This window comes from Saccharopolyspora sp. 6V, assembly GCF_020176785.1.
Classification (GTDB): domain Bacteria; phylum Actinomycetota; class Actinomycetes; order Mycobacteriales; family Pseudonocardiaceae; genus Saccharopolyspora_C; species Saccharopolyspora_C gregorii.
Map to the genome: position 1 here is coordinate 60,773 of NZ_JAIUKB010000062.1, position 17,866 is coordinate 78,638.

Here is a 17,866-nt window from a genome sequence, read left to right on the forward strand (position 1 = left end):
GAACCACGTCGTCGATGTCGTACGTCGATATCCGGCACAGGACGGCGGGGACCGAGCCGAGCAGCTCCGGTTCGGAACGCCGTAACCTCGCCACAGCCCGCGCTGTCTTCGGCGCTCAGTTGACTGCTTTCGTCACCTACGACCAACGACTGTCGGCGTCCGCGAGCGCGGAAGGCCTGCCGGTTAGCTACTACGGGTCATACATCGACCGGCAGTTCCACACACACGTCGAGGCCGCCGTTCGGGACGGACCGGGCCGTCACACGACCGCCGTGGGCGGTGACGGCGGCGCGGACGATGGACAGGCCCAGGCCCGCGCCGGTGCGGGCCGTGCGCTGCATGCCCGCTCGACGGAACGGGGCGAAGAGGGCGTCCACCTGATCGGGGTCGATCAGCGGGCCCGAAGACGACACCCGCAGCAGCGCCGAACGCCCGGCGATCGTCGTCACGACCTCGACCCAGCCACCGTCGACGTTGTGGCGCACGGCGTTCTCCAGCAGGTTCTCCGCGATCCGTTCCAGCAACGCCGGATCGCCCAGCACGAACACCGGCTCGCCGTGGCAGGTGATCCGCACCGACCGCGCCTGCGCCTCGGCCTCGACGCCGCGCCGGGCTCGGACCGCGACCTCGTGGAGGTCCACCCGCTCCCGCTCGGCCAGCTCCGCGCCGTCGGTGCGGGCCAGCAGCAACAACGCCTCCACCAGCCGTTCCGCCCTGGCCGCGGCCTCGCGCAGCACCTCCGCCATCCGGCGCAGCTCCTCGGCGTCGGCGTCCGGGTCGCTCAACGTCACGTCCAGCTCGGTGCGGATCACCGCCAGCGGGGTGCGCAGCTCGTGGCTGGCGTTGGCGACGAAGCGGCGCTGCGAGTCGAACGCGGCCTGCAACCGGTCGAGCATCGCGTCGAAGGTGTCGGCCAGCTCCGCTACCTCGTCGCGCGGACCGCCCAGCGCGATCCGCTCGTCCAGCGACTCCGCGGACAGCCGCCGCGCCGAATCCGTCACCTCCTGCAGCGGGCGCAGCACCCGGCCGGTCACCGTCCACGCCAGCACCGCCGCCGCCAGCACCACCGCCACGAACGCGACGCCGCCGGCGGTGAGCACCTGGTGGCGGGCGGAGGCGCGCAGCGCGGCCCCGAGCTGCTCGGCGGGCACCAGCGCCTCGCCGACCCGGACCAGGCCACCGGGTGGAAGGCGCGGCACGCCCGCGACGACGTTGCCCACCAGCAGCCAGCCCAGCCACAGCAGCAGGGCGCTCACCGCGGCCACCAGTCCGGTGGCGAGCAGCGTCAACCGCGCGCGCAGCCCGGGACCGCGCCGGATCAGCGGGCGCAGGCCGGGTGGCACCGCCGGACGGCCCACGCTCACGCCCCGGTGTGCTCGGCGCGGCCCGCCGACGGCACCCGGTAGCCGGAGCCGACGACGGTGTCGATGACCGCGGGCTCGCCGAGCTTCTTGCGCAAGGTCATCATCGTGACCCGCACGGTCGTGGTGAACGGGTCGGCGTGCTCGTCCCACACCCGCTCCAGCAGCTCCTCCGAGCTGACCACCGCCCCACCGGCCGCCAGCAGCACCTCCAGCACGCCGAACTCCTTGCGGGTCAGCTCCACCTCCGAGCCGTCGCGCCGCACCACCCGCCGCGCCGGGTCCAGCTCCAAGCCGCGCGCGGTCAGCAGCGGCGGCACCGCCGGAGTCGCGCGCCTGCCCAGCGCCCGCACCCGCGCGATCAGCTCCGGGAACGCGAACGGCTTCGCCAGGTAGTCGTCGGCGCCGAGCGACAGGCCGTCCACCCGGTCCTGCACGGTGCCGCTGGCGGTCAGCATCAGCACCCGGGTGAGCTCGCCGGAGGACACGACCTCGCGGCACAGCTCGTCCCCGGACATCACCGGCAGGTCCCGGTCCAGCACGATCACGTCGTACCGGGTGATCGACGCCTTCTCCTGGCCGCTCTCGCCGTCGTAGGCGACGTCCACAGCCATGCCTTCCCTGCGCAGCCCGCGGGCGACGGCGTCGGCCAGCGGCTGCTCGTCTTCCACGACAAGGATTCGCACCGGTTCACCGTGCCACAACCGGCGCGGGCGGGGATCACCAGCGGGCGCACGGCGGCCCCGCCACCACGCGGGTGGCGGGGCCGCCGGTCGTGCTGCTCAGGCCTCGCGGCGGGCCGGACCGTCCAGCTCGGCGACCTGCTGCTGGTCGCGGAGCCGGTCCGCGACCCACTCGGTGACGCGGCGCGCCACGTCCTGCTCGGTGAGGCCCAGGTCGGCCAGCACCTGCTCGCGGGAGGCGTGCTGCAGGAACTCGTTGGGCACCGCCAGGTCGCGCAGCGGCACGTCCACCCCGGCGTCGCGCAGCGCGGCCGCCAGCGCCCAGCCGAATCCGCCGTGCCTGCCGCCGTCCTCCAGGGTGACGACCAGCTCGTGCTCGGCGGCCATGGTCACGACCTGCTGCGGCACCGGCGTCACCCAGCGCGGGTCGACGACGGTGACGCCGATGCCCTGCGCGGCCAGGCGCCGCGCCGCGGCCACCGCGGTCTCGCCGAACGCGCCGACGACGGCCAGCAGCACGTCGCTGCGCTCGCCCCCGTCCGGCCGATGCAGCACGTCGACGCCGCCGACGCGCTCCAGCGCCGGGACCTCCTCGATGACCGAGCCCTTCGAGAACCGCACCACCGTCGGCCCGTCGTCGACGGCGACGGCCTCGCGCAGCTCCTCCCGCAGCGTCACCGCGTCGCGCGGCGCCGCCACCCGGATGCCCGGGATCAGGCCGAGGATCGACATGTCCCACATGCCGTTGTGGCTGGCACCGTCGTCACCGGTGATGCCGGAGCGGTCCAAGGTCACCGTCACCGGCTGGCGGTGCAGCGCCACGTCCATCAGCAGCTGGTCGAACGCGCGGTTCAGGAACGTCGAGTACACCGCGAACACCGGGTGCAGCCCGCCCATCGCCATGCCCGCGGCGGAGGTCATCGCGTGCTGCTCGGCGATGCCCACGTCGAAGCAGCGGTCCGGATAGGCCTTCGCGAACTTGTCCAGGCCGGTCGGCCCGAGCATCGCGGCGGTCATCGCCACCACGTCGGAGCGCTCGCCACCGATGCGCACCAGCTCGTCGGAGAACACGTTCGTCCAGCTCTTCGGCGTCGGCGAGGTCGGCAGCCCGGTCTCCGGGTTGATCACCTTCACCTGGTGCATCTGGTCGGCCTCGTGGTTCTCCGCCGGGGCGAAGCCGTTGCCCTTGCGGGTGACGGCGTGCACGATCACCGGGCCGCCGAAGGAGCGCGCCATCGCCAGCGCCTGCTCCATGGCCTTCATGTCGTGCCCGTCGACCGGGCCGAGGTACTTGATGCCGAGGTCGGAGAACATCACCTGCGGGCTGAACGCGTCCTTGAGCCCGGACTTCGCGGCGTGCAGGCCGGTGTAGAGCGGCCTGCCGACCACGGGCAGGTTGCGCAGCGTGCTGCGGCCGCGCTCCAGCGCCTTCTCGTAGCCCGGGTTGAGCCGCAGCGCCGAGAGGTGCTCGGCGAACCCGCCGATGGTGGGCGCGTAGGAGCGGCCGTTGTCGTTGACGATGATGACCAGCGGGCGCTCCTGGTCGGCGGCGATGTTGTTCAGCGCCTCCCAGCACATGCCGCCGGTGAGCGCGCCGTCGCCGACGATCGCCACCGCGTGCCTGCCGCCGCCGGTGAGCTGGAACGACCGAGCCAGCCCGTCCGCGTAGGACAGCGAGGTGGAGGCGTGCGAGTTCTCCACCAGGTCGTGCTCGCTCTCGGCGCGCGACGGGTAGCCGGACAGGCCGTCCCGCTTGCGCAGCCGGTCGAAGCCCTCCTGACGACCGGTCACGATCTTGTGCACGTACGCCTGGTGCCCGGTGTCGAAGACCACCGCGTCCCGCGGTGAGTCGAACACCCGGTGCACCGCCAAGGTCAGCTCCACGGCGCCCAGGTTCGGGCCGAGGTGCCCGCCGGTGCGGGACACCTTCTCGATCAGGAAGGAGCGGATCTCAGCGGCCAGCTCCACCAGCTCACCGTGCTCCAGGCGTTTCAGGTCGGCCGGACCTTGCACGGATTCCAGCAGCGTCACCGCTCCACCTCGTTCGTCATCCCGCATCACATGCCTTCACCACCGGGGCGGGGCGCCTCGCGACGGCCGGGCTCACCCTCGGGGAACCGCGACCAGTCTACGGAGCACGACCACCCGCTCCGGACAAGGTACGCACGCCACCGGGGAGGCCGGATCACCGGTCAAGGCGACGCCCGCACCGGTCTCACCGGCCACAACGAACACCCGGCGACAACTGGGAACGGCTTGCGCAGCGGGATTTCCTCCAGTCGAGCGGACCAGCACCACCCGTTCCGACCAACGCGACCACTCACCGCACACGTCGCACGTTCGAGGCGGACGACCACCCGGCCCGGGAAGCCGGCCGCGTCATAGCCCTGTCCTGTCAGCGGCGAAGCCGATGAGCAGCGCCCACGCACGCAACAGGACCACCCGCGGGTTCTCAGCGGGATTCTCGCGAGGACAGCTTTTTTCCTCGTGGCGGAGCCACTAGGGAAAAAGATCCCGCAGCGAGAATCCCGCTGAGGTTCCGCCGCCCCAGCCCTACGCAGCAGAAGACAGCGAGACAGGCGTCAGCCGCGGGTCAGGAGGGCTATGCACTCCATGTGATGAGTCATCGGGAACGCGTCGAACGCCTCCAGGTCCGCGAGCCGGTAGCCCTGCTCGGCGAACAGGCTCACGTCCCGCGCCAGCGCCGCCGGATCGCAGGCCACGTGGACCACGCGCTCCGGCCCCGCCGCGCACACGGCCTCGACGATGCGGCGCCCGGCGCCCTTGCGCGGCGGGTCCAGCACCACCACGTTCGGTGCGGGCAGCTCCTCGTCGGCCAGCACCTCCTCCACGGTGCCCGCCCGGAACGACACCTGCGGCAGGTCGCGGAGGTTCGCCACGGCGTCCTCGGTGGCGCGCCGCGAGGACTCCACCAGCAGCACGTCCCCGGCGGGCCCGGCCTGCTCGGCGAGCACCGAGGCGAACAGCCCCACCCCGCCGTAGAGGTCCCAGGCCACCCCGCCCGCCGGAACCTGCGCCATCCGGGCGACGGCCCGCGCGAAGGTGTCGGCGGCCGCCGGGTGCACCTGCCAGAAGCCGTCCGCGGACACGTCCCAGGAGCGGCCGGCGGCCTGCTCCCGCGCCGTGGCGGAACCGTGCACCGGCGTGCTCACGACGGCACCGCGCTTGCCGCGGCGGCGCTGCGGGGCGCGTTCGCGCAGCGTCAGGTGCACCGCGGAGTCCGCGTCGGCCGCGACCTCCAGCTCGGCGCCCTGCGGCCACTCCCGGTCGGTGAGCCCGTCCAGCGCACCGCGCACCGTGATCGGGCAGTCCTGCACCGGCAGCACCCGGTGGCTGCGGTGCGGGTGGAACCCGGGCCGCCCGACCCGGTCCACGGCCAGCCGCACCCGGGTGCGCCAGCGCAACGGCCCGCCGGGCAGCTCCTGCACCTCGACGGACCGGTCCAGCCCGGCGAGGCGCTGCAACTGCTCGTGCAGCACCGCCGCCTTCAGCTCCCGCTGCGTGCCGTGGTCGGCGTGCTGCCAGTCGCAGCCGCCGCAGCGGTCGTGGCCCAGCGCCATGTCGGCCAGCGGGCACGGCGGCGCGACGCGCCCCTCCGCGGCGGTGAACACCTCGACGGCGTCCGCCCGGCAGAAGCCCTTGCCCGGGTCGTCGGTGACCTCGGCCAGCACCACCTCGCCGGGCAGCGCGTGGCGCACGAACACGACGCGCCCCTCGTGCCTGGCCACGCAGTGGCCGCCGTGCGCGACCGGCCCCACGTCCAGCTTCAGGCGCCTGCCGGTCCAATCCAACTTCTCGGTCACCGACGTTCAGTCCCCTTCGATTCGCCCAAACCGCGGCGCAACGCGCCCGGCATCACCCGGGTCTTGGCGCGCTGCTTCGCCCGGGTCGACGACGCGAGCTGCCACGGCACGCTCGTCACCATCACCCCCGGCTCGAACAGCAACCTGCCTTTGAGCCGCAACGCGCTCTGGTTGTGCAGCACCTGCTCCCACCAGCGCCCCACCACGTACTCCGGGATGAACACCGTGACCACGTCACGGGGGCTGTTGCGGCGGATCCGCTTCACGTACTCGATCAGCGGCCGGGTCACCTCACGGTACGGGGACTCGATGACCTTCAGCGGCACCGGCATGTCCTTCGACTCCCAGATGGCGGTGAGCTTCCTGGTCCCGGCGTCGTCGACGTTCACGGTGACCGCTTCGAGCGTGTCGGGGCGGGTGGCGCGCGCGTAGGCCAGCGCGCGCAGCGTCGGCAGGTGCAGCTGCGAGACGAGCACCAGGGCGTAGTTGCGCGACGGCAGCACCGCGGGCTCGGCGTCGTACTCCGCCAGCTCCTCCTGCACCGAGTCGTAGTGCCTGCGGATCGCCGTCATCAGCAGGTAGATCGCGCCCATCGCCGCCAGCGCGATCCACGCGCCCTTCGCGAACTTCGTCACCAGCACGATCACCAGCACCGATCCGGTCAGCACCAGCCCGAACGCGTTGATCGCCTGGGAACGCCGCATCCGGCGCCGCGCCGCCTGGTCCTGCTCCTTGCGCAGCAGCCGGTTCCAGTGCCGCACCATGCCGGTCTGGCTCACCGTGAACGACACGAACACGCCCACCACGTACAGCTGCACCAGCCGGGTGACCTCGGCGTCGAAGGCCAGCACCAGCACCACCGCGAACGCGGCGAGGAACAGGATCCCGTTGGAGAACGCCAGCCGGTCGCCCCGGGTGTGGAACTGGCGCGGCAGGTAGCGATCCTGGGCGAGGATCGATCCGAGCACCGGGAACCCGTTGAACGCGGTGTTCGCCGCCAGCACCAGGATGATCGCGGTCGCCGCCGTCACGAAGAACGCACCGGGCGGGAACACGTCGAACACCGCGCCCGCGATCTGCGCCACCATCGTGTGCTGCACGTAGCCGGGCGGCGCCGAGGTGATCTGCGCCGCCGGGTTCTCCGCGAGCCGCACCCCGGTGAGCTGCGCGAGCCAGATCAGGCCCATCAGCATCGCCACCGAGATGGCGCCCATCATCAGCAGCGTCGTCGCCGCGTTGCGCGACTTCGGCTTCTGGAACGCGGGAACGCCGTTGCTGATCGCCTCCACCCCGGTCAGCGCGGCCGCGCCCTGCGAGAACGCGCGCATCACCAGGAACACGAACGCGAGCCCGGCCAGCTGGTTCTCGTCCGGCATGACCTCGACGCCCGCGCTCTCCGCGCGCATCGGCTGGTCCAGCACCACGGCCCGGAACAGGCCGAACACGATCATCCCGAGCACGCCGAGCAGGAACGCGTACACCGGCACGGCCAGGAAGCCGCCGGATTCGCGCAGGCCGCGCAGGTTGATCGCGGTGAGCACCACGATCGCCGCGACCGCGAACCACTCCTTGTGGGTGGCCACGAACGGGATCAGCGCGCCGACGTTCGCCGCCGCCGAGGAGATCGACACCGCGACGGTCAGCACGTAGTCGACGAGCAGCGCGCTGGCCACCGTCAACCCGGCGTGCCTGCCGAGGTTCACGGTCGCGACCTCGTAGTCGCCACCGCCGGACGGGTAGGCCCGCACGTTCTGCCGGTAGCTGGCCACCACGGTGAGCATCACCAGCGCGACCAGCGCTCCCACCCACGGCGTCCACGCGTAGGCGGACAGGCCCGCCACGGACAGCACCAGGAAGATCTCCTCCGGTGCGTACGCCACCGAGGACATGGCGTCGGAGGCGAACACGGGCAGCGCCAGCCGTTTCGGCAACAGCGTGTGCGACAACCGGTCACTGCGGAACGGACGCCCTACCAGCAGGCGTTTCGTCGCGGTCGCGAGCTTGGACACGGGCATGAGCGTAAGTGCTCCGCTCGCGCGCGCCGCCGGGCCCGCCCGTGGCGCAGGTCTCCCCGCCCCCGGCCGCGTGACCGGCGCCGTCGGCCTCGGCTACCGTGCACACGCTGAGAGCGGCGGTTCCCCGCCGGCGAGCGTGCGGCAGCCGCGCAGCCGCCTCGCCGGGTACCGTCACGCTGGCGCGGCGGTCGGCCGCCGTGCCGCCGACCGCCCGTGATGAGGAGACAAGGCCGTGCACGTCGTGATCCTGGGCTGCGGCCGGGTGGGGGCATCCCTCGCCGCCGCCCTGCAACGGCTCGACCACACCGTCGCCGTGGTGGACAAGGACGAGGGCGCGTTCCACCGGCTCGGCAAAGACTTCACCGGCCGCCAGGTCACCGGCAACGGATTCGACCGGGACGTGCTGACCGAAGCGGGCATCGAATCCGCCGCGGCGTTCGCCGCCGTCTCCAACGGCGACAACTCGAACATCATCGCTGCCCGGGTGGCGCGCGAGACGTTCGGCGTGGAGCACGTCGTCGCCCGCATCTACGACCCGAAGCGCGCCGCCGTGTACGAGCGGCTCGGCATCCCCACCGTGGCCACCGTCCCGTGGACCACCGACCGGTTCCTGCGGATGCTGCTGCCCGAAGGGGTCGCGACCGCCTGGCGCGAACCGTCCGGCGCCGTCGCCGTGCTGCAGCTGCCGCTGCACGAGGACTGGGTCGGCAGGCGCGTCGTCGAGCTGGAGGACACCACCGGCGCCCGGGTGGCGTTCGTGATGCGCTTCGGCGGCGGCGTGCTGCCCGACCGCAAGACCGTCATCCAAGCCGACGACGACGTCTACGTCGCCGCGCTGTCCGGCACCGTCACCGACGTCACCGCGGCGGCGCTGCGCGCACCAGAGGAGACCGAGTGATGCGCATCGCGATCGCCGGCGCCGGGGCCGTCGGCCACTCCATCGCCGGTGAGCTGCTCGACGGCGGCCACCAGGTCATGCTCATCGAGCGCGGCACCGAGAACTACCGGCCGAAGACCCTCCCCGACGTGGAGTGGGTCCTCGCCGACGCCTGCGAACTCGCCTCGCTGGAGGAGGCCGGGTTGCAGTCCTGCGACGTGGTCATCGCGGCCACCGGCGACGACAAGGTGAACCTGGTGGTCTCGCTGCTGGCGAAGACCGAGTTCGCGGTGCGCCGCGTCGTCGCCCGGGTCAACGACCCGCGCAACGAGTGGCTGTTCACCACCTCCTGGGGCGTCGACGTGGCCGTGTCCACGCCGCGGATGCTCGCCGCCATGGTCGAGGAGGCCGTCAACGTGGGCGACCTGGTGCGGCTGATGACGCTGCGGCAGGGCCAGGCGAACCTCGTGGAGATCACCCTGCCCCAGGACACCTCGCTCGCGGGCCGCCGGGTGCGGGACCTGGCGCTGCCGCCGGACGCGGCGCTGGTGACGATCCTGCGCGGCGGCCGGGTCATCGTCCCGCAGCAGGACGACCCGGTGGAGGCCGGCGACGAGCTGCTGTTCGTGGCGGCGGCCGAGGTGGAGCCGCAGATCCGCGAAGCGGTCCACGGCCGCTGAGCGACTGGTAGCGGAGTCCCCCTGCTCCCGCAGGCGGGGAGCCAGCCACCATCTGGGCAGCAGGGCCCCGCGGGTGCTTCAGCGCCGCCCTCGCGGGGACGGCGCCCCCGTGCGGCGGAGCCGACGATCCCGCGACGAGGACGGGAGGTTCACCCGTCCCCGCGGCGAGCGGAGGCGGGAGGAGCTCAGTTCTCGCCTTCGGGCAGGGTGTGGCGGGCGTAGGCGGCCCGGTCGGCGGCGTCGCGCTCGGCCTGCTCGCGGTCCGCGGCCTCCTGCGCGATCTTCGAGGCGCGGCGAACGGCCCACACGGTCACCAGCAGCGCCAGCACCGTCAGCGGGTAGCCCATCGCGATCCGCGCGAACCCGAGCCACGCGGTCTCGTCCGCGTTGTACAGCCACTGCTGCACCACGTACTTGGCGGCGAACACGACCACCCACGCGAGCGTGGCGATGTCGTAGGCGCGCAGCGCCGCCCGCTGCTTGCGCCAGCCGAAGCCCAGCGAGTTCAGCGCCGACCAGGCCACGCCCACCAGCGGCCAGCGCGCCAGCACCGACAGCAGGAACACGCCGCCGTACACCAGGCTGGTCCAGATGCCCAGCAGGAAGAAGCCCTTGGCGTCCCCGGAGCGGTAGGCGATGAACGAGCACACGGCCACGCCCAGCACCCCGGAGATCGCGGGCTGCAGCGGTTCCTTGCGCACCAGGCGCCACACCGCGATCGCCACCGCCAGGCCGATCGCCGACCAGATCGCGGGCATCATCCCGGTGAACGCGTTCACCAGCACGAACACCACGATCGGCACGGCCGAGTAGGCGAGGCCGGAGACCCCGCCCATCTGCTCCAACAGGGTCTTCTCGGACAGCGGGGTCGCGGCGTCGTCCGCGGCGCCCGGTGGCACCTGCCCGGTCTCGGGCTCGGCGGCGGGCCGCTGGTGGTCGGCCGCCGGTGTCTCGCGTTCGCTCATGCGGTGTTCTGCAACTCGTAGTAGGGGTTGTACAGCACCTTGCAGCCGTCCCGGACCGCGATCCGGCCGCGGGCCTTGATGGTGCGGCCCGGTTCGATGCCGGTGATCCGGCGCCTCCCCAGCCACACCAGCGTCACGCCTTCGGTGCCGTCGAACAGTTCGGCTTCCAGCGTCGGAGCGGAGTTCTTCGGGGACATGTCCACGCTGCGCAGCCTGCCCAGCACCACGGCCTCCTGGCCGCACCGGCAGTCGCAGGCGCGCTGCGCCCCGTCCGCCTGCGCGCGCTCGGAGAGGTCGTCGGCGTCGAGCTCGGCGACGTCGCTGGTCAACCGACGCATGAAGCGGCGCCAGTAGCCGCCCCCGGTGTTGCTCATCGCTAGCGCTCCACGTACGCCTGGGACTGAACACGATCGGCGGAAGCCCGTCGGAACGGCGGGCCACCGGGTCTTCCGATGACTTCTCGGGGCACTGCTGCGCGCTCCGAACACCAGCGTAGCCCGCGCTCAGCCGCGCGTCGCCACCCTGGCGCCAAAACGAAGTCGATCACCCGAAAGCGTGATCAACTTCGGGATCAGGCCTGCTGCTGCTCGCCGTTCTGCGCCTGCTGGATGTGCCGCGCGATGGATTCGGGCAACTCGATCGGCAGCGGCGTGCGCACCGGCAGCGGGTCCTCACCGCGGACCACCACGGTCTCGTCGAGCACCGTGTACAGCAGCTTCGAGCAGGCCTCCGCGGTCTCCGCCGGCCCGGCGGCCACCCCGCGGACCATCCAGCGCGGGCCGTCGACGCCGACGAACCGCAGTGCGGCGCGCGGCGAGTCGCCGACCAGCTCGCGGCCCCACTCGCCGTCCTCCTCGTGGACCGTGGCGCCGTCCCGGCGCAGCTGCGCGGTCAGCTCGGCGCGGACCTCCGGCCACAGCTCGGCGCTGCGCGGCGCGGCGAACGCGCTGATGGTCAACCGGCCCACCCGGGTCACCAGGTGCACCGCGCGCACCGGGCCCGCCGGGTCCACCTCGACCTGCAGCTGGCTGCCCTCCGGTACCGGCAGCCGCACCGAACCCAGGTCCAGCCGCTCGACCTCGTCGCCCGCGGGCAGCTCACCGAGGTCGTAGGGCCCCAGGCCCGACTCCGACCCGGCGGCCTCCGCGCTCTCCGCCGGCACGCCCTCGTCCTGCCGCGAGTCCCGCCCGCGACGGCCCAATCCGAACATCCCCTCAGACCTCCGTCCTGTGCTCGGAACCGGCGGACGCCGGTCCCGTCAGCACCTCGTGCCCGCCGGTGGATCCGTGGCCACCGGTCCCCCGCTGCGATTCGGGCAGCGCCTCGACCTCTTCGAACACCGCGCACTCCACGCGCTGCACGACCAGCTGGGCGATGCGGTCGCCGCGCCGCAGCGACAAGGTCTCAGCACGATCATGATTGATCAAGCAGACCTTGATCTCACCGCGGTACCCGGAATCGATCGTGCCCGGGGAGTTCACCACCCCCAACCCGGCGCGCGCGGCCAGCCCGGAACGGGGATGCACGAACCCGGCGTACCCCTCGGGTAACGCGAGCGAGACGCCGGTGCCGACGAGCGCTCGCTCGCCGGGGCGCAGCACGAGGTCGCTGGTCGTCACCAGATCGGCGCCGGCATCACCGGGCCGGGCGTACGACGGGATCGGCACTTCGGGGTCGAGACGGGTCAGCAGGACCTTCACGTTCGGCACGGGCGGCGAGACTACCCTGGAGGCGTGTCGGAGAGCGCAGAAGCAACCAGCCCCGCCGCGGACGCCCCCGGTCAGGGGAACGTCGGCGAGTCGCGGACCTACCGGGAACGGCTGTACGCGGCCTGGTGGACCTGGCCGTTGCCGCTGGTGATGGCGGGCCTGCTGGCCGCCGAGGTGCACATGGGCTATCCGGGGATCCGGGCGTGGCTGCCGTACGTGCTGCTGCTGCCGATCGCGGTGGCGGTCCCGCTGTGGCTCGGCCGGACGAAGATCGAGGTCACCCGCGGGGAGCTGTGGGTCGGCGACGCGCACGTGCCGCTGCGCTTCATCGAGGACGCCGAGGTGGTGCCCGCCGCGGAGAAGCGGCGCGCGCTGGGCCCGGAACTCGATCCGGCCGCATTCGTGGTGCACCGTCCCTGGGCACCCGCATCGGTGCGGATCTGGCTCGACGACGAAGACGACCCCACCCCCTACTGGGTGGTGAGTTCCCGCCGTCCGGAGCAATTGGCCGCCGCATTGCGGAGTTGAGCGGATCCGCGGAGCACACCGCGCCACTCCGGCCGTCGGCCACCGGAAACAACAAACCTGGGCGCACGACCACTCGTGAGCCCAGGTCCGTGTTCGGTCTTCGCCGTTCCCATTCGCCGCGTCCGCCGACTCGCCGCAGCCGATCAGCCCGCCCCGGACCGGTGGGCCCCCCGGCCCAAGCCGCCGGGTCGTGCTGCGCCCGGACAGCCGTGGCCCGACCGCGAGAACGCCCCTCCAGGTCGCCCTCGCCACCAGGCCCGTCCGGGCGTCACCGCAGGCCACCCCGCCTGCGGACCCCGTCCGGTACTGCTCAGGCAGCGCAGTCGCGGCAGATCAGGCCGCCGTTGCGCTCCTCGGCCAGCCTGCTGCGGTGGTGCACCAGGAAGCAGCTGGAGCAGGTGAACTCGTCGGCCTGCTTGGGCAGGACCTTGACGGTCATCTCCTCACCGGACAGATCGGCTCCCGGCAACTCGAAGTTCTCCGCGATCTCCGATTCATCGGCGTCGACGACGCCGGATTGCGCTTCGTTGCGCCGCGCCTTGAGCTCCTCCAACGAGTCTTCCGTCATTTCCTCGGACTCGCTGCGGCGCGGAGCGTCGTAGTCGGTCGCCATCGTGATTCACCCCTGCGATAGTGGAGACTGCAATGGTGTGCCGCTGGTAAACGTTCCAGGGCTCTCATTTGTGCCCGGAGGCATGCGTGACGGTGATCTCGCCTGCTGCGCCCCAAGTTCCCCCTGAAACGAGCCGCTCTCGCTCCCCGTCACTGCCCGAGGCGCCGAGAGGGTAGCCCATCCTCGAACCGCAGACGCATGAGGTCACCCATATGTGTGGTGTGCACTGCACCGAGGCATCCGACAAGATCACCCGAACGTCTGCTTCAGCAGACGCAACGAGTGCGACACGACGGCCTGTCCGGCGACGCGGAACCGACCGCCAACGCCTAGGCTGATCGCGCAACGTCCGATCCGATGACGGCAAGAGGAGAGTGGCAGGACGTGTCAGCCGCGACTTCACGCTGGGGCGCCCAAGGCCCCCGATACCGGCGACGGCGACCGCTGCCAGCTCTGCTCGTGCTGGGGCTGCTGGTCGTCCTGTCCGGTCTGATGTGGACCCGGGTCTTCGAGACCACCGAGGACGTCGAGACCGCCACCCGGTGCACCGTCCCGGGCGCGCCAACCGCGCCGCCCGAACCCGACGCCGATCCGCAGCAGGAACCGCCCGCGCTGGGCCAGATGCTGCCCCGCGACGCGCTGGACCGCACCAACCCCATCCCGGCCCACGACGTGAAGGTGCGGGTGCTCAACGGCAACGGCGAGGCCAACCAGGCCGGTCTCATCAGCCAGGAGCTGACGAACTACGGGTTCGCGCCCGGCGGTGAGCCGGACAACGACCCGGTCTACCCGAACTACGACCTCGACTGCCACGGCCAGATCCGCTTCGGCGCGGCCGGGGCGAGCGCGGCCCGCACGCTGAGCCTGATGGTCCCGTGCGCGCAGCTGGTGCGCGACGACCGCAACGGCGACACGCTGGACCTGGCGCTGGGCAAGGACTTCCGGGACATCCGGAACAAGCCGGAGGCCCGGCAGATCCTGCAGGAGCTGAAGAACCGGGAGCCGCAGGGCGCCGCCGAGCAGGAGGTCCGGGCGCCGCAGATCGACGAGGAGCTGCTGGAAGCCGCCCGCGACGTGGCCTGCTGAGCCGGCACCGGCTCCCCGAACGCGGCGATGCCCGCCTGCCGTCCCGGACGGCAGGCGGGCATCGTGGCGTTCACACCTCGAACGCCCCCACTTCGCGCAGCACCGCGGTCAGCCGGTCGGCGACGCCCGGCGCCGCGCAGACCATCGCCTCGTCACCGAGCCCGTCGGACGTCCCGGCCGCGGGCAACCGCAGCAGCGCACCGGCCTCCTGCGCGATGAGCGCTCCGGCCGCCCAGTCCCACCGCTTCAACCCGACCTCGTAGTAGGCGTCGAGCCATCCCGCCGCGACCGCGCACAGGTCCAGCGAGGCCGCGCCCGAACGCCGGATGTCGCGCACCCGCCCCAGCAGCCTGCCGGTCGCCGCGGCCTGCCCGCGGCGCCGCTCGACGTCGTAGGCGAACCCGGTGCCCACCAGGGCCAGGTCGAGCCGGTCAGCAGCGGAGGCGCGCAGCCGCTCCTCGCCGCAGAACGCACCACCGCCCTCGGCCGCGCTCCACACCCGGCCCGAAACCGGCTCCACCACGGCCCCGGCGATGGACCGGCCGTCGACCTGCGCGGCCAGCGACACGGCGTACCAGGGGTAGCCGTAGAGGTAGTTCACGGTTCCGTCGATCGGGTCCACGACCCAGCGCAGCCCGTCCAGCGCTCCCGCGCCGCCTTCCTCCTCGCCGAGCACCGATTCGCCGGGGCGCAGCTCGGCGAGCCGGTCCCGCACGAGCCGCTCGGCCGCCCGGTCGGCCTCGGTGACGACATCGGTCTCCGTGCTCTTGGTCCGCACCGCACCGCCGGTCACCGATTCGTCACGAATCGTGCTCGCCAGCTCGGCCGCCTCGCCCGCGACCTGCGTCGCGACGGCGCGGAGGGTTTCGTTGTCCATGTCAGCTGTCAATCCCACGTTCACATCGCAGCACAGCGCGGATAAGGTCTGCACACCTCGTTCTGAATCGAATAGGAAGGATCGGGCATGGGCACTGCCCGCGGTTTCGGCGTGGATATCGGCGGGTCCGGCATCAAGGGGTGTCCGGTGGACATCGACGGTGGTGTGCTGGCCGAAGAACGCATGCGAATCCCCACCCCCCACCCCTCGACACCGGACGCGGTGGCCGACGCGGTCGCGGAGATCGTCGAGAAGTTCGGCTGGTCCGGTCCGGTCGGCGTCACCCTGCCCAGCGTGATCAAGGAGGGTGTCGCCCATTCGGCGGCGAACATCGACAAGAGCTGGATCGGCACCGACGCGCAGGCGCTGTTCGCGGAACGGCTCGGCAAGTCGCGCGATCAGGTGGTCGTGCTCAACGACGCCGACGCCGCCGGCCTCGCCGAGATGCGCTCGGGCGCAGGGGCGGGCCGGAACGGGCTGGTGGTCGTGCTGACCTTCGGCACCGGCATCGGCAGCGCGATGTTCCTGGACGGCAAGCTGGTCCCGAACACCGAGTTCGGGCACATCGAGGTCGACGGGCACGACGCGGAGAAGCAGGCTGCCGCCTCGGTGAAGGACGACCTGGACCTCAGCTACCCGGAGTGGGCGCCGCGGGTGAGCCGCTACGTCCAGGGCCTGGAGAAGTTCCTCTGGCCGGACCTGTTCATCGCGGGCGGCGGGGTCAGCAAGAAGGCGCACAAGTGGCTCCCGCTGCTGGACGTCCGCACGCCGATCGTGGCCGCGACGTTGAAGAACGACGCGGGCATCGTCGGCGCGGCCACGGCCGCGGCGGCGCTCGGAGACTGATCTCGACGGCGACCGGGGCGATGTCGTGGCGTTTCCCCGGTACGTCCGTCCGAGTGATCTCGGAAGGACCGCGTTGCGCTGGGACGGGACCGATCTCCGCCTTGCAGCGGAACCGCACTCCACCGTCGCGGTTACAATGGAACACGACCGACCTCATCCGGAACCTCCGGCACGGCGCCGGAACAGGCGTTCAGCCGAAATCGACTCCGCTTCGGAAGTTCTGGCAGGTGGGTCGTCCCCGACCTCTGGCGGCCGAGGTTTCGCGCCCTCCGGCCTGCCCTGATCGACCGTCGCGAAAGGGCGTACGTGGCAGCCGCAGAAACCGCAACCCGACGCTCCAGCTCCGCTGCAACCGCCGGCGGTGGCCAGTCTTCGTCGGCCAAGTCCGCATCCCAGTCCCAGACCGAGGCGTCCGCGCAAGAGACCGGCCAGACCGGTACCGGCGCGGCGAAGGCCAAGTCCGCGACAGCCGCGAAGTCGGCGGGTCGCAAGACCGCCGCGAAGCCGGCGGCCAAGAAGGGCACCAAGGCCGCTCCGGCCAAGTCCGGCGCGGGCAAGGCCGGTGCGAAGAACACCGCCAAGAACGGCGAAGGTCTGGAGATCGACGAACCGATCGAGACCGACCTGACCTCGCCCGACGTGGGTGACCTCGCCGAGGTCGAAGTGGAGATCCCGGAGGAGCCGACCGTCCCCGAGGACGAGGACGGCAAGACCGACTCCGACTTCGTCTGGGACGAGGAGGAGTCCGAGGCGCTGCGGCAGGCCCGCAAGGACGCCGAGCTCACCGCCTCCGCCGACTCGGTGCGCGCCTACCTGAAGCAGATCGGCAAGGTCGCGCTGCTCAACGCCGAGGAGGAGGTCGAACTCGCCAAGCGGATCGAGGCCGGCCTCTACGGCGCCGAGCGGCTCCGCCAGGCCGAGGAGGCCGACGAGAAGCTCACGTTCCAGATGAAGCGCGACCTGCGCTGGATCGTCCGGGACGGCGAGCGGGCCAAGAACCACCTGCTGGAGGCCAACCTCCGGCTCGTGGTCAGCCTCGCCAAGCGCTACACCGGCCGCGGCATGGCGTTCCTGGACCTGATCCAGGAGGGCAACCTCGGGCTGATCCGCGCGGTCGAGAAGTTCGACTACACCAAGGGCTACAAGTTCTCCACGTACGCCACCTGGTGGATCCGGCAGGCCATCACCCGCGCGATGGCCGACCAGGCCCGCACCATCCGCATCCCGGTGCACATGGTCGAGGTCATCAACAAGCTGGGTCGCATCCAGCGCGAGCTGCTGCAGGACCTGGGCCGCGAGCCCACGCCCGAGGAGCTCGCGAAGGAAATGGACATCACCCCGGAGAAGGTGCTGGAGATCCAGCAGTACGCCCGGGAGCCCATCTCGCTGGACCAGACGATCGGTGATGAGGGGGACAGCCAGCTCGGGGACTTCATCGAGGACTCCGAGGCGGTCGTCGCCGTCGACGCCGTGTCGTTCACGCTGCTGCAGGACCAGCTGCAGTCGGTGCTGGCGACGCTGTCCGAGCGGGAGGCGGGCGTGGTGCGGCTGCGCTTCGGCCTCACCGACGGCCAGCCGCGGACGCTGGACGAGATCGGCCAGGTCTACGGGGTGACGCGCGAGCGCATCCGGCAGATCGAGTCGAAGACGATGTCGAAGCTGCGCCACCCGTCGCGGTCCCAGGTGCTGCGCGACTACCTGGACTGAGTTCCCGAACCGCATTGGAGGCCGGTACCCCGCGGGGGTCCGGCCGCCGGGGGGGGGGGGGGGGGGGCGGGGGGGCGCCCCCGCCGCGGGGCCGG

17 protein-coding genes are annotated in these 17,866 nt (G+C 72.0%); 6 read left to right on the forward strand and 11 right to left on the reverse strand.

Features of this window, described 5'->3' with window-relative positions; all coding sequences use genetic code 11:
• Nucleotides 1-197: 197 nt before the first annotated feature.
• The 5 genes from LCD35_RS13300 to LCD35_RS13320 form a co-directional block, all read right to left on the reverse strand.
• On the reverse strand, nucleotides 198-1,358 hold the full coding sequence (locus tag LCD35_RS13300; protein WP_224955423.1) for a cell wall metabolism sensor histidine kinase WalK: 1,161 nt from the start codon (nucleotides 1,356-1,358) through the stop codon (nucleotides 198-200).
• Nucleotides 1,359-1,360: 2 nt separating this feature from the next.
• Nucleotides 1,361-2,047 (reverse strand): response regulator transcription factor, encoded by a 687-nt coding sequence (locus LCD35_RS13305; protein ID WP_224955420.1) that lies wholly within the window; start codon nucleotides 2,045-2,047, stop codon nucleotides 1,361-1,363.
• A gap of 96 nt (nucleotides 2,048-2,143) precedes the next feature.
• Entirely contained in the window at nucleotides 2,144-4,075 is a 1,932-nt protein-coding gene (dxs, locus tag LCD35_RS13310; protein WP_224955418.1) for a 1-deoxy-D-xylulose-5-phosphate synthase, read from the reverse strand.
• 551 nt (nucleotides 4,076-4,626) lie between these two features.
• Nucleotides 4,627-5,868, reverse strand: coding sequence for a class I SAM-dependent RNA methyltransferase (locus LCD35_RS13315; RefSeq protein WP_224977545.1), 1,242 nt, complete (start codon nucleotides 5,866-5,868; stop codon nucleotides 4,627-4,629).
• Entirely contained in the window at nucleotides 5,865-7,877 is a 2,013-nt protein-coding gene (locus LCD35_RS13320; RefSeq protein ID WP_224955416.1) for an APC family permease, read from the reverse strand. Before LCD35_RS13320 ends, LCD35_RS13315 begins: the two co-directional genes overlap by 4 nt.
• A gap of 238 nt (nucleotides 7,878-8,115) precedes the next feature.
• On the opposite strand from LCD35_RS13320, the gene LCD35_RS13325 reads away from it, so the two are divergent.
• A complete protein-coding gene (locus tag LCD35_RS13325) occupies nucleotides 8,116-8,781 on the forward strand; it encodes a TrkA family potassium uptake protein (RefSeq protein WP_224955415.1) in 666 nt (221 codons plus the stop codon).
• Nucleotides 8,781-9,440: a TrkA family potassium uptake protein gene (locus tag LCD35_RS13330; protein WP_224966436.1), complete on the forward strand. Its 660-nt coding sequence runs from the start codon at nucleotides 8,781-8,783 to the stop codon at nucleotides 9,438-9,440. Before LCD35_RS13325 ends, LCD35_RS13330 begins: the two co-directional genes overlap by 1 nt.
• 185 nt (nucleotides 9,441-9,625) lie before the next feature.
• On the opposite strand, the gene LCD35_RS13335 is transcribed toward LCD35_RS13330, so the two are convergent.
• The 4 genes from LCD35_RS13335 to dut all read right to left on the reverse strand — a co-directional run bounded on the left by LCD35_RS13335 (nucleotide 9,626) and on the right by dut (nucleotide 12,114).
• On the reverse strand, nucleotides 9,626-10,405 hold the full coding sequence (locus tag LCD35_RS13335; protein ID WP_373689967.1) for a DUF3159 domain-containing protein: 780 nt from the start codon (nucleotides 10,403-10,405) through the stop codon (nucleotides 9,626-9,628).
• Nucleotides 10,402-10,779, reverse strand: a complete 378-nt coding sequence (locus tag LCD35_RS13340) for an OB-fold nucleic acid binding domain-containing protein (RefSeq protein WP_224955413.1) — start codon at nucleotides 10,777-10,779, stop codon at nucleotides 10,402-10,404. Before LCD35_RS13340 ends, LCD35_RS13335 begins: the two co-directional genes overlap by 4 nt.
• A gap of 197 nt (nucleotides 10,780-10,976) precedes the next feature.
• Nucleotides 10,977-11,615: a DUF3710 domain-containing protein gene (locus tag LCD35_RS13345; protein WP_224955412.1), complete on the reverse strand. Its 639-nt coding sequence runs from the start codon at nucleotides 11,613-11,615 to the stop codon at nucleotides 10,977-10,979.
• A gap of 4 nt (nucleotides 11,616-11,619) precedes the next feature.
• Nucleotides 11,620-12,114 carry a dUTP diphosphatase gene (gene dut / locus LCD35_RS13350; RefSeq protein WP_224955411.1) on the reverse strand — a complete coding sequence of 165 codons (495 nt, stop codon included), beginning with the start codon at nucleotides 12,112-12,114 and terminating at the stop codon, nucleotides 11,620-11,622.
• A gap of 24 nt (nucleotides 12,115-12,138) precedes the next feature.
• On the opposite strand from dut, the gene LCD35_RS13355 reads away from it, so the two are divergent.
• On the forward strand, nucleotides 12,139-12,642 hold the full coding sequence (locus LCD35_RS13355) for a DUF3093 domain-containing protein (RefSeq protein ID WP_224955410.1): 504 nt from the start codon (nucleotides 12,139-12,141) through the stop codon (nucleotides 12,640-12,642).
• 310 nt (nucleotides 12,643-12,952) lie between these two features.
• Here the strand turns inward: LCD35_RS13355 and LCD35_RS13360 are convergent, their stop codons facing one another.
• Nucleotides 12,953-13,255: a DUF4193 domain-containing protein gene (locus LCD35_RS13360; RefSeq protein WP_224955409.1), complete on the reverse strand. Its 303-nt coding sequence runs from the start codon at nucleotides 13,253-13,255 to the stop codon at nucleotides 12,953-12,955.
• Between the two features lie 357 nt (nucleotides 13,256-13,612).
• Between LCD35_RS13360 and cei the strand changes: the two genes are divergently transcribed.
• Nucleotides 13,613-14,341: an envelope integrity protein Cei gene (cei, locus tag LCD35_RS13365; protein ID WP_224955408.1), complete on the forward strand. Its 729-nt coding sequence runs from the start codon at nucleotides 13,613-13,615 to the stop codon at nucleotides 14,339-14,341.
• 70 nt (nucleotides 14,342-14,411) lie between these two features.
• Here cei and LCD35_RS13370 read toward each other — a convergent pair whose 3' ends face one another.
• On the reverse strand, nucleotides 14,412-15,218 hold the full coding sequence (locus LCD35_RS13370) for an inositol monophosphatase family protein (protein WP_224955407.1): 807 nt from the start codon (nucleotides 15,216-15,218) through the stop codon (nucleotides 14,412-14,414).
• A gap of 87 nt (nucleotides 15,219-15,305) precedes the next feature.
• Here LCD35_RS13370 and ppgK point away from each other — a divergent pair, with 87 nt between their 5' ends.
• Both ppgK and LCD35_RS13380 read left to right on the forward strand, forming a co-directional pair.
• A complete protein-coding gene (ppgK, locus tag LCD35_RS13375; RefSeq protein WP_224955406.1) occupies nucleotides 15,306-16,064 on the forward strand; it encodes a polyphosphate--glucose phosphotransferase in 759 nt (252 codons plus the stop codon).
• 306 nt (nucleotides 16,065-16,370) lie between these two features.
• Nucleotides 16,371-17,771: an RNA polymerase sigma factor gene (locus tag LCD35_RS13380; RefSeq protein ID WP_224955405.1), complete on the forward strand. Its 1,401-nt coding sequence runs from the start codon at nucleotides 16,371-16,373 to the stop codon at nucleotides 17,769-17,771.
• Nucleotides 17,772-17,866: the final 95 nt, after the last annotated feature.

Coding starts and splice junctions, on each gene's coding strand:
- LCD35_RS13330 (WP_224966436.1), top strand. CDS start 8,781: ATGCGCATCGCGATCGCCGGCGCCGGGGCCGTCGGCCACTCCATCGCC.
- LCD35_RS13335 (WP_373689967.1), bottom strand. CDS start 10,405: ATGAGCGAACGCGAGACACCGGCGGCCGACCACCAGCGGCCCGCCGCC.
- LCD35_RS13340 (WP_224955413.1), bottom strand. CDS start 10,779: ATGAGCAACACCGGGGGCGGCTACTGGCGCCGCTTCATGCGTCGGTTG.
- LCD35_RS13345 (WP_224955412.1), bottom strand. CDS start 11,615: ATGTTCGGATTGGGCCGTCGCGGGCGGGACTCGCGGCAGGACGAGGGC.
- LCD35_RS13360 (WP_224955409.1), bottom strand. CDS start 13,255: ATGGCGACCGACTACGACGCTCCGCGCCGCAGCGAGTCCGAGGAAATG.
- cei (WP_224955408.1), top strand. CDS start 13,613: ATGACGGCAAGAGGAGAGTGGCAGGACGTGTCAGCCGCGACTTCACGC.
- LCD35_RS13370 (WP_224955407.1), bottom strand. CDS start 15,218: ATGGACAACGAAACCCTCCGCGCCGTCGCGACGCAGGTCGCGGGCGAG.
- ppgK (WP_224955406.1), top strand. CDS start 15,306: ATGGGCACTGCCCGCGGTTTCGGCGTGGATATCGGCGGGTCCGGCATC.